This is a genomic window from Microcystis panniformis FACHB-1757 (genome assembly GCF_001264245.1).
Lineage (GTDB): Bacteria > Cyanobacteriota > Cyanobacteriia > Cyanobacteriales > Microcystaceae > Microcystis > Microcystis panniformis.
On record NZ_CP011339.1, the window covers coordinates 1,592,732 to 1,603,642 of the forward strand.

9 protein-coding genes and 1 pseudogene are annotated in these 10,911 nt (G+C 44.2%); 5 read left to right on the forward strand and 5 right to left on the reverse strand.

The window, feature by feature from the left end:
• Nucleotides 1-15 precede the first annotated feature (15 nt).
• Nucleotides 16-879 (reverse strand): Rpn family recombination-promoting nuclease/putative transposase, encoded by an 864-nt coding sequence (locus VL20_RS07770; RefSeq protein WP_052276137.1) that lies wholly within the window; start codon nt 877-879, stop codon nt 16-18.
• 191 nt (nt 880-1,070) lie between these two features.
• Here VL20_RS07770 and VL20_RS07775 point away from each other — a divergent pair, with 191 nt between their 5' ends.
• The gene (locus VL20_RS07775) at nt 1,071-2,588 is read left to right on the forward strand and encodes a methyltransferase regulatory domain-containing protein (RefSeq protein ID WP_052276138.1); all 1,518 of its coding nucleotides are present in this window, start codon (nt 1,071-1,073) and stop codon (nt 2,586-2,588) included.
• A 514-nt stretch (nt 2,589-3,102) separates the two neighbouring features.
• Here the strand turns inward: VL20_RS07775 and VL20_RS07780 are convergent.
• On the reverse strand, nt 3,103-4,221 hold the full coding sequence (locus tag VL20_RS07780; RefSeq protein ID WP_052276139.1) for a peptidylprolyl isomerase: 1,119 nt from the start codon (nt 4,219-4,221) through the stop codon (nt 3,103-3,105).
• Nucleotides 4,222-4,366: 145 nt separating this feature from the next.
• The gene (locus VL20_RS07785) at nt 4,367-4,552 is read right to left on the reverse strand and encodes a hypothetical protein (protein ID WP_158499327.1); all 186 of its coding nucleotides are present in this window, start codon (nt 4,550-4,552) and stop codon (nt 4,367-4,369) included.
• Between the two features lie 41 nt (nt 4,553-4,593).
• On the opposite strand from VL20_RS07785, the gene VL20_RS07790 reads away from it, so the two are divergent.
• A complete protein-coding gene (locus VL20_RS07790; protein ID WP_052276141.1) occupies nt 4,594-5,754 on the forward strand; it encodes a 2,3-diketo-5-methylthiopentyl-1-phosphate enolase in 1,161 nt (386 codons plus the stop codon).
• Between the two features lie 55 nt (nt 5,755-5,809).
• On the opposite strand, the gene serS is transcribed toward VL20_RS07790, so the two are convergent.
• A complete protein-coding gene (gene serS / locus VL20_RS07795; RefSeq protein ID WP_052276142.1) occupies nt 5,810-7,093 on the reverse strand; it encodes a serine--tRNA ligase in 1,284 nt (427 codons plus the stop codon).
• A 300-nt stretch (nt 7,094-7,393) separates the two neighbouring features.
• Between serS and VL20_RS07800 the strand changes: the two genes are divergently transcribed.
• Both VL20_RS07800 and VL20_RS07805 read left to right on the forward strand, forming a co-directional pair.
• The gene (locus tag VL20_RS07800) at nt 7,394-7,996 is read left to right on the forward strand and encodes a M23 family metallopeptidase (RefSeq protein ID WP_052276143.1); all 603 of its coding nucleotides are present in this window, start codon (nt 7,394-7,396) and stop codon (nt 7,994-7,996) included.
• A 126-nt stretch (nt 7,997-8,122) separates the two neighbouring features.
• On the forward strand, nt 8,123-9,085 hold the full coding sequence (locus VL20_RS07805) for a glycosyltransferase family 9 protein (RefSeq protein WP_052276144.1): 963 nt from the start codon (nt 8,123-8,125) through the stop codon (nt 9,083-9,085).
• A gap of 62 nt (nt 9,086-9,147) precedes the next feature.
• On the opposite strand, the gene VL20_RS07810 is transcribed toward VL20_RS07805, so the two are convergent.
• Nucleotides 9,148-9,657 carry a YceD family protein gene (locus VL20_RS07810; RefSeq protein WP_052276145.1) on the reverse strand — a complete coding sequence of 170 codons (510 nt, stop codon included), beginning with the start codon at nt 9,655-9,657 and terminating at the stop codon, nt 9,148-9,150.
• Nucleotides 9,658-9,954: 297 nt separating this feature from the next.
• Between VL20_RS07810 and VL20_RS07815 the strand changes: the two are divergent.
• Nucleotides 9,955-10,907 (forward strand): annotated as a pseudogene (locus VL20_RS07815) (tetratricopeptide repeat protein).
• Nucleotides 10,908-10,911 lie beyond the last annotated feature (4 nt).

The window sequence follows — 10,911 nt, forward strand, 5'->3', positions numbered from 1 at the left end:
AGGGGGGTGATAGCTTCAATTTCCTCGCGACTTTTCTGGGGGAAATCGCTTTAAGAGTTGCTGCTTGGAACAATGGAGAACTAAAGGAGTAAATTCTTCTGGGGACAGTTGTAAAATCCGGCTGATAATAGCTTGCAGTGGTGGGTCTAACTCACCAAAACGGACTCGGAGCAGGTTTTCCACCACCAGACGTTCCCCCTCTTGCAGACCCCGTTCTTCTCCTTCGGCCAGTGCCTCTTGATAGACTCTCGTTTGTTTTAAATCACTTAGTCCAAACATAGCTTCAATTTCCTCGCGACTTTTCTGGGGTAATTTGTAAATGATGATACTTTCGATTAGGTCAATTAACTGCCGTTGACTGGACTGGTCGGTGATTTCTTCTCTGGTGCGCTCGATTAGGGTTTGAGCAGTCCTCACCGCTGCTGTTTCCGACTCTACTACTAATTTAATCACACCAATTCCTAAGGAGGGATTGTCCCTTGGGGGCAATTCATCGAGATAAATGCGTCTAACGCTTGATAAATTGAGGATTTCGCCAAAATGCAGGGATTGTTCCCGTTCCACCCGACGATGGGGATAAATGACGACAATTTGCCAGGGGTGGGGTGGTTGATATTGTTTTAAAAATAGGAACAATTCCGCAAAAAGTCGATAGTAGAGGGTGTCGTCTGGTTGGAACTGCACTTCCACTAGGTAGAGGGGTTGCTGAATATCTTCTCTGAGTGGTATAAATAAGCCATCGAGACGGAAAGAGAGTTGTTTCACCTCTTGGGAGGTGAATTGATAGTTTGCTGCTCCCGGTTGCGGTTGTCCGATTAGGTCAAAGAAACTGTCCGGAAAGCGCAGGAATATTTGGTAAAAGATACTGTCAGTTTTCACGAGAAATCTCGCTTCTAGGGTTTATTGGCAGTTGCCGAATCGTTTGGCTAAACGGTTAATACTCTAGTATTAATAGACATTGTATAATTTTTTCTCCTTGCTGTCACCAACAAAAATCTAGGGGAGATGGCTCTTTTGCTGTATAATCGAGTCTTAATTTTAGGAATTGTCATTATATTTGAGGAAAATCTATGAGTTGGACAGAAGGATATGTATCAGAAGTTAACTACACTAGCGGCTTTTACGGCGAGTTAAGTCCCCTAAAATTAGGTTTAGCGACTCTGATTAAATCGATTCACCCCCCCGATTCCGGTCAAGAATTTACCTATTGTGAATTGGCCTGTGGTCAGGGTTTTACCACGAATATTTTAGCAGCTACCTATCCCCACGCCCAATTTTATGCCAATGATTTCAATCCTAGCCATATCGCCACTGCCAGAGATTTAGCAGCCAAGGCGGTAATGAAGAATATTCTTTTCTTTGATGATAGTTTTGAGGAATTTTTAGAGCGAGATTTACCTCAATTTGACTTCATCAGTCTGCACGGAATTTATAGCTGGATTAGTGCCAAAAACCGCCAAGCAATAGTTGATTTTATGCGCCGCAATCTCAAGGTGGGGGGATTAGTTTATATCTCCTATAATGCCCTGCCGGGTTGGTCAGCAGCGATGCCGATGCAAGCTTTAATGTTGCGCCATGGTCAACACAGTTCCGAACCAATTTTAACCCGCATTGAACAGGCACTTAATTTTACAGGAGAATTATTAGAGGCTAATGCTAGTTATTTTGCCCAAAATCCAATTTTAAAAAGTCGTTACGAGCGCCTAAAGGAACAAAATCGTTATTATTTAGCTCACGAGTATTTCAATCAGGAATGGAATTCTTTTTACTTCGATGAAGTGGCGAAAGAATTAGAGGATGCTAAACTTAAATATGTGGGTTCCGCCCATATTAATGATCATATTGATATGGTCAATCTCTCCCCAGTTGCCCAAGAAAAATTAGCAAAAATCAGCGACCCAATCTATCGAGAAGTGGTGCGAGATTTCTTTGTTAATAGCCAATTCCGTCGTGATATTTTTATTCGAGGCTCTTTAGGTTTAACCAACCAAGAACAGCTTAAACAACTACAAGAAACCCGGTTTGCTCTACTTGTTAATCCCGCAAATATCAAGTTCGAGCAGCAGTTTCCCGTGGGAGAAGTTAAGTTACAGGAGGCAATTTATCAGCCAATTTGTCAGGTTTTGGCGGAATCTCCCCAAACTTTACTGCAACTACAAAATCACCCCAAAACCTCAAATATTAACTTAAATGGTCTTTACCAAGCTCTCGTGATTTTAACTGGTATTGGCTATATTCATCCTGCTGTGGATGAGCAAACTTGCCAACAACGGAAACCATCTACTGATGCTTTTAATAATGCAGTGAAAGCTAAAGCAGTCTATAGTGAGGAATTAAGCTTTTTAGCTTCTCCTTTGATTGGGACTGGAGTAGTGGTCAATCGTTTAGAACAATTATTCCTCTTGGCTAAATCCTCTAACCAAGATGCCGTACAATTTGTTTGGCAAATTTTGGCAAGTCAAGGCAAAAAAGTGGTTAAAGACGGGAAAACTTTGGAAACAGAGGAGGAGAATATTACTCATCTGAAAACAGTGTACGAGCAGTTTAGTAAAGAACGTTTACTAACATTGCAAAAACTAGGTATTTAGTAAATACTAAGTAAGTGATCTCATTGTAACCAGCTACTTAGATAGGTGGTGCTTTATGACGGATTTTTACTTTCTACGTTTTACTACTTAGTTGATGATAGGTGGTGCGTTACGACGGATTGTTACTTTCAAGTCAAAGCAGTAATTTTTGCCGTCTAACGCACCCTACGTTTTACTACTTAGTGGTGCGTTACGACGGATTGTTACTTTCAAGTCAAAGCAGTAATTTTTGCCGTCTAACGCACCCTACGTTTTACTACTTAGTGGTGCGTTACGACGGATTGTTACTTTCAAGTCAAAGCAGGAATTTCTGCCGTCTAACGCACCCTACGTTTTACTTAAATGGTCATTAACAGAGTAACATCTACTAACTGCCTTGCTTTCACTAGCGGGAAATATTGACCCCGATAATTGCTACTTTTCTGGGGTATGGGGGGAAGCACCCAGAATCTGAGCTGCTTCCCCTATCTTGACTAATCTTTTGCCTTGACAAAACCTAGTTAAAAACGCCAACCTAGCTAGGTTGCACGAGATTATTTAAGCCATAAACCACTTTAGCGGTGATAATCTTATCCTTATCGGTAAGTTCTTCTAACACCTCTTTTCCCTCGACTAAATAGCCGAAAACCGAATAACGACCATCCATGAGATTAAACCCCGGAGGAGTTAATTCATTATCGAATTTAAAGAAAAAGAATTGCGAGGAACCTCCGTTAGGATTGGTATCCGGACGCGCTAGGGCCAACGCACCAAAAGCGTTAAAAGGCAAAGCGAGACTGGGCAAGTAAATCCCTAATTCTTCGAGAGTATTGCCATAAACTGGTTCTTCTTCCCCTTTAATCAAAATTTCCAAGGGAATAGAGCGATATTGCTTAGTTTTTGGGTCAAAAAAGCCTTCTTCTGCACCGACGGGGTCCCCGGTTTGGACAACGAAATTATCTTCGCTGCGAATGAAGGGTAAACCGTCATAAAAACCCCGTTGGACTAAATCCACAAAGTTACCCCCATTAACCGGAGCGCTGTAACCATCCACAACGATGGTTAAATCTCCTTTGGTGGTCTGCATCTCTACGGTGGCGCGTCCTCGCAATTGCGGCAAGTTAGCGTATTCCGGGGGAACGTTAAAGGGAAAACCCACTACCATTAATTCTTCTAAAGCAGTGATATTATTGAGTAATTCGCGTCTGGTTGACCAAACTGCCTCTTTATCCTTCGCTTCTACGGCCGTATCCAGGGCTGCCACTTCCGTTTTCAGTTTTTCGATTAATTCCTCCCCTTGGCTTGTACTGGCTTCGGGAACACTATCTAAGATAGCCTTGCTTTTGGTAGAAAGGGTATAATTGGCATCCTTGACATCTTTTTTAATCGGACTCCAACGCTTGGCCCGCAGATGTTTGGCAATATCTTCGATCGATTGTTGCACTTGACGAATTGGTTTATTATCTATGGGTAAGGCATTGCGTAAAATAGCAGTGGGATCCGTTACCGCGTCACCCTGAGCAAGCACAGCTAAAGCAGGAGCAGTCCCCTTAACCGTGAACAGACTTAAGATTAAAAATAGTGCTAGGGCGATACTAGCACCGCTTTTTAAGAAAAATTTGCCCCATTCCCGTAATCTTGTCTTTATTTTCATATTTTGGTCGGTTCCTCAATGGCTATACCTATCCAAAATACTTGTAGGCTTTTAGGGGAACCCTTGTCAATAGCTGAGAAAACTGATCGAAGCCATTATCAGTTATCAGTTATCAGTTATCAGATGTGAGTTTTCAGTTCACCCATTACTGTTTACTGAAAAAAGGCTCCCCACTTCCCCACCTCCCCAATTCCCCACCTCCCCAATTCCCCAATTCCCCACCTCCCCACTCCCCCACTTCCCCACCTCCCCACCTCCCCACTTCCCCAATTCCCCACTTCCCCAATTCCCCACTTCCCCACTTCCCCAATTCCCCAATTCCCCAATTCATAATTTATAATTTATAATTCCCACTCCCTTTTTTTACCTTTTATGACTATTATTGTCGATTATCGCTTTCCTCCCGCTATTAATGCCGAAAAACAGGCAAAAACGATCGCTATCGGTCAAACCGCTGGCACTTGGAGCGAGCGCCACGGTCATCGTCAAGAGCAGCTGCAACAACACCTAGGGGAAGTGGTGGGGATCAGGGAGGAAGCCGACGGTTATAAGGTGGCTAGGGTGCGTTTTCCCGAGATAAACGTTGAAAATGACATCGCCAGTCTTTTAACCATGATTTTCGGCAAATATTCCATGGCTGGAGCCGGAAAAGTGGTGGGGGTGTACCTACCCGAAAACTACGGCACAAAAGCCAAGGTGGGAATCACAGGAATTAGGCAACGTTTGGGGGTTTATGATCGACCTCTAGTCATGGCAATTTTTAAACCCGCTTTAGGACTATCGGCGCAAGATCACGCCGATATCCTGCGAGAAGTAGCTTTTGCTGGCTTAGACGTGATTAAAGATGATGAAATCATGGCGGATCTTCCCGTGGCTCCCACCCACGAGCGCCTAGATTGTTGTCGGCGGGTTTTGGAGGAAGTGCGGCAGCAAACCGGTAGAAATGTTCTCTATGCGGTCAATGTCACTGGAAAAGCGGACGAATTGCAGAGAAAAGCCCGTTTATTAGTGAAACATGGGGCTAATGCCCTGTTATTAAACGTTCTGACCTACGGTTTTTCCGTTTTAGAAGCTTTAGCCAGTGATCCAGCGATCGATGTTCCTATTTTCGCCCATCCTGCCTTTGCTGGAGCGATGTGTGCCGGTAGCGATACGGGATTAGCCTATTCTGTGGTTTTGGGGACGATGATGGCCCACGCGGGAGCCGATGCAGTGCTATATCCCGCCGCTTATGGTAGTTTACCCTTCGACCCCCAGGAGGAAGGCAAAATTCGCGATATTTTGCGCGATAGAAACGTTTTTCCGGTTCCCTCGGCCGGCATTCGTCCCGGTATTGTTCCCCAGGTCCTTGGGGATTACGGACGTAATGTTATCCTCAATGCGGGAACCGGAATTATGGACCACCCATGGGGACCGGCCAGTGGTGTGAGAGCTTTTTTTGAAGCTTTAGGGAGAGTGGAAGCGGGTGAGTCTTTTGATCCCGCTAATTTGCCCGAAGGAGCCTTAAAACAGGCAATTCTAGAGTGGGGTTAAGAGCAACTTTTTCAAATGCACTATAAAGACATTTTGTCAAGCATTTTTAGAAAATTTAACAAATAACTTCCCGTTTTAGATAGGGTTGCAGCACTTCCGGCACTTTTACCGTCCCGTCTGCCTGTTGATAATTTTCTAGGACAGCAGCCATAGTACGACCGATCGCTAATCCCGAACCGTTGAGGGTGTGGACAAAATTAGTGCCTTTTTGCCCTTTTTCTTTAAAGCGAATATTTGCCCGTCGTGCCTGAAAGTCTCTAAAATTAGAACAACTGGAAATTTCCCGATAGGTATTAGCCGAAGGTAGCCACACTTCTAAGTCATAACATTTAGCAGCCGAAAAACCCAAGTCACCGCTACACAATTCAATCACCCGATAGGGCAACTGTAAAGCTTGCAGGATTGCCTCCGCATTAGCGACTAAATTTTCGTGTTCCTGAGCAGAAGCGTCAGGATGGACGATTTTGACCATTTCCACCTTATTAAATTGATGCAAACGGATCAAGCCCCTCGTATCTTTGCCATAGCTGCCCGCTTCTCGACGAAAACAAGGGGTATAGGCACAGTGTTTAATCGGTAATTGCTCCGATGAGAGGATTTCATCGCGATAGAGGTTAGTTACAGGTACTTCTGCCGTTGGTGCTAACCAAAGCTCATCATCTCGACATTTAAAGCTTTCTTCCGCGAATTTTGGCAGTTGTCCCGTCCCGCGCAGGGAGTCACTATTAATCAGAATTGGCGGTAAAACTTCTGTATAACCGGCGACAATATGGCGATCGAGCATAAAATTAATTAAAGCTCTTTCTAGGGCTGCCCCGAGCGCGATAAGATTAACAAAACGACTCTGGGCGATCTTTACTGCCCGTTCAAAGTCTAAAATGCCCAATTTTTCCCCAATTTCCCAGTGAGGCAAAATATTCGGGTTGGTGGGTTTATATTCCTCTCCCCAGCGTTTGACTTCGACATTTTCCCGTTCATCCTTACCGATAGGAGTGGTTTCACTGGGTAAATTGGGTAAATCTAAGATTTTTTGGTCAATGGCCGCTTTAATCTCTTTTTCCTGCGGTTCTAATTGAGCTAGTTTACTTTTAATCTCGTTTCCTTCTGTTTTCATTGCCAAAATTTCGGGACTGTTGACATCGCTGCCACTTTTCACTTTTTGTCCCACCAGTTTACCGATTTCGTTACCCCGGGCCTGTAAACTGCTGCGTTCTAACTCTAAAGCCTTCTGTTGTTGATTTAACTGAAGAATAGGGGCAATATCATAACTCCCTCCCCGACTATCTAAGCGTTTCTGTACTTCCTCTGGATTTTCTCTAATTTGCTTTAGGTCTAACATGGTAAGTGGGTGGGTGGAATTAAATATAAGATGAACGTAGGTTGGGTTGAAGCATGAAACCCAACGCCCGATCATGTTACGCTACCGCTAACCCATCCTACAAATAATTGTGCCTCCCTACTTACGAGTCAGTAAAAAGTAAAAATTAAGTGGGGGAGTCGGGGAATCGGCAGCCTGAGGGGAAATGTTGTCAACCGCTAACCAATCGTCAATAATAACTCAAAACTTCACTAAAATATCGGTTAAAAGCCGCCGGTAAAATTAGCGGTATATTGAATTGTGGTGTTTGGAGTAAGTCTCATGCTCAAGTATCTGCCTGTTAAATTACTGCGTTTTTTAGCGATTAGCTGTCTTGTAACGTTAATTTCTCTAGGATTTGACCGTTTACACCCCGTTAAAGCTAATCCCACCCTCATAGCTCAAAATGCTTGGGCCGGGGCCTCCTTCCCCGTGGAAAACTTTCAAACCTATACCTCTGGTTTCGGTTATCGTTCCTCTCCCATGGATGGCAGTCAACAATTTCATGCCGGGTTAGATATGGCCGCACCCTTGGGCAGTTATATTCGCAATTGGTGGACCGGCAGAATCGTCGAGTTATCGGATCATACAGGCTGTGGCACCATGATTAAGATGCAATCCGGTCAATGGACACATATTTATTGTCATCTCATGGGTTCGGTTCAATCCGATAGCCGCGGTACTTTTTTGATTGACATGGAAGGAGGAATCGTCCTTACTCTCGGTCAGGATATACCGGCAGGGGCGCGCATGGCTAGAGTGGGAATGAGCGGACGCACCACCGGACCACACCTGCACTGGGGACTGATGTACGGCAATCAATACGTTGACCCCGCTTTGGTTTTAAATGCTATGTACGGTTCTAATCCTTCGGGTAATAGTTAAGGGAAAAGGGGAATCAGAAAATCTGCGATCGCATTCTGTGGAGAAAAAACATCGCTGCCCGGATTTAGTGAATAACGAGGGACACTGCTAAAATTAAGCTGATCGATTCAGGTATATCCAGATAAAATGCGAATATTAACCCTTGTACCGGGAGGAATTAGCAATCAACTGCTGTTTTTTCCCACTCTAGAAACCCTCCAGCAAACTTACCCCCAAAGCAGCATTGATGTTTTGGTCGAACCTAGAGCAAAGGCTGCCTATCGTCTCTGTCCCCAGGTTAGGGAAGTGCTTTTATTTGACTATCGAGATCAGTACGGATTAGCGGATTATTTAAATATTTTGGGAGTAATTCGGGACCGGGAGTACGAAATCGCCATTAGTCTCACCAATCGTCCTGCTATCAACCTTTTACTCTGGTTAAATGGTGTTCTTAACCGTATAGGCTATGAAAATAATGGCAGCTGGTTCTTATCGCAACAAGTCCCCCGGCCAACGGAAGGCTATCTAGCGGATAATTATCACGCACTGGTCAAAGGTTTAAAGATTGCCGCACCCTGTCCACCTTTAAAAATAACATTGAATCGGGATGATATCGATTGGGCCCAAATGGAGCAGCAACGCCTCAATATCAAGGATAGCGGCTATATTCTCCTCTACGCCGGCGGTAGCGATATCAGCATCAGCCAAGGACTGGAAACGCTTTATCCCCTAGAGAGTTGGCTAGAAATTATCCAAGGCATTCGCCATCAACAACCGGATTTGCCAATTGTCGCAATCCAGGGAGAACTGGATGAAGCTTGGGTTTTAGCCCTCAAAGCCATGGATAATAACTTAAAAGTGTCGAGAACGGCCGATATCGGTAAAATGGCGGCTATGATCGCCGGTGCTAATTTATTGTTAGCTACCGAAAGTGTCCCTTTACAGTTAGCCGTGGCCGTGGGAACCTATACCCTCTCTCTGCTGGTTCCTTCGTTGTCTAAGAGAGTTTTACCGAGCGGGGGAGAGCGTCATCGATATATTGAAGCTAATACGGGAAAAGTCGCCGATATTACTCCCGAAACTGTCCTGAAAAAGATTTGGGGCCGGTAAATAATCAGGTTTCGATCGCTTTTCTCTGGGATCGAAACCCGAAAAAAAATCAGCATCAAAGCTCAATTTTGCGATTGAGATAACTGACTTTTCAAGGATTCTAGGGAGGCCCAACGACCATCGATGGCAGTCTTTTCTGGAAGCAGAAAATCGGGTGGTTGACAATTGGCTCCGCAGAGTTGACGGGGGGGTAAAGTGAGACATAACTGCTCGTATAACCACATTTGCGGGTCAAAATCCCCGTTAGGATCGAGGGTTTCTGAGAGGTCTTCGTAGGCTATTTCTCGCTCTAGAGGATAGGATCTATCGTAGTCTTTATTTTTGTCTAGCCAGATTAATTCGGAAGTGTTTAATTGCAGACGATGATTATATTGTTGTAAACAGCGATCGCAGGTTAAGGTGACGATGGTTTCTGCTTTCACCGATACTTCCAAAAAATTGCCCCCATGTCTAACCAGCAAGGTTCCCCGCACCGGTGTCAAGGTTTCTAGACCGGGGATAAGATTATCGATGATGATCACTCTTTGTCGATCAGGAGATTTGAGGAGGTGGGGGATAAAAATAGTTTCCATAGATAACTCCTGTATCATTTATCGGTTATCGGGTGTCAACTGCGTTAGCGAGTAACGCCACCATAATTGCTCGGTGACAATCTTTCCTTTATCAGCTTATCGCAGCCCCGACCTCTAGAGACATAGACCGGTTCTAGACTGTGGGAAGTGGGGTGTATTTTCAGTGAACAGTGAACAGTAAACAGTAATCAGTGAACTGAAAACTCACATCTGATAACTGATAACTGATAACTGATAACTGTATTTGACAGGCTGTCTGTTGATCGATTGAGAAAGTTTCCTCAGAATTGGGAGTATATGCACAAAGATACTCCTATGTCAACGGTTTTGAAAAATTTTCTTCCTCGCCTCGGTGGATTGGTTATGGTTGCACTGCTCTGCTCGCTTGTGCTGGGGGATTGCCTCGGCCGGGAAAAGCGGACAAATCAGTACATTTGCACTACTGGTTGCGATCGGGAATTGAACAACTAGAGGCGGGTAATTATCAGCAAGCTTTGCAGGATTTCAATCAGTCGCTGGAACAGGAAAATAACTTGGCCCTAGCCTACAGTAATCGCTGTTTAACTGAGATTTATTTACAGGATTATCTGCACGCTTGGCAAGACTGCACCCGCTCTTTACAACAGCAATCTGATAATTATCTAGCCTATTTTCATCGGGGTTTAGCTTTTTATCGTTTGGGAGATTATTCACAGGCGCTGACCGATTATAACGAGAGTATCCGGCTAAAACCCACCTATTATCAAGCCTACTATAATCGTGGTTTAGTTCAGTCGGCTATGAAAAATTATCCCCTTGCCCTAGCGGATTTTAATCAATCCTTGCGTCAAATTACTAACCAGCAACCCGACACTTTAGCCACTATTTATAATGATCGAGGTTTATCTCATTTAGCCCTCCACAATTTTACCTCAGCCAAGGCGGATTTTAATCAAGCTCTCCGGTTAAATAAAAATAACGCCTCAGCCTACTATAATCTAGCTTGTACTGCTCACCAATTAGGTGAATACGATCGCTCAATCGCCCATTTAAATCAGGCGATTGCCATCGATCCTTTTTATGCCGATGCTTATATTAGAAGGGGATTACTGCGGCATCAATTGGGTTATTATCAATCAGCTTTAGCGGATTTAAATCAAGGAGCAAATCACCTTTATCATCAGGGATTGCACCACAATTATCAGCAAATTCTCGCCCTAATCGAGCAGATTCACCAACAGTTACTTTCCCTACCATCTCCCATTGTTTAGAATA